Consider the following 245-nt stretch of genomic DNA (forward strand, 5'->3'; position numbering starts at 1 on the left):
CATCAACTGAAGGTCGTATCGGGACTGAGTTTCCGAATCCACGAATTAATCGGGAAGCTGTTCACTTTTTACAACAGATATTAGCCAAACTACTAAACCAAAAATTAGCTTCATCTGTATCGTTTTCTTCTCCCTATACTTCTGCTTTCAAACGTATTCGTATTCTAAATTCAACTGCATTTCAACTACCTAATTCCTTTTCAAGCGTTTATCCAGGTGCTGTATGACTGCATCCTCCAGCACCT

General features: G+C 39.2%; 1 pseudogene. It reads left to right on the plus strand.

What is annotated here, in order from left to right:
• Positions 1-221: pseudogene (locus SB775_RS32740) on the plus strand (IS4 family transposase); the annotation flags it as partial.
• Between the last annotated feature and the right edge of the window lie 24 nt (positions 222-245).

This window comes from Peribacillus sp. SIMBA_075, assembly GCF_046534585.1.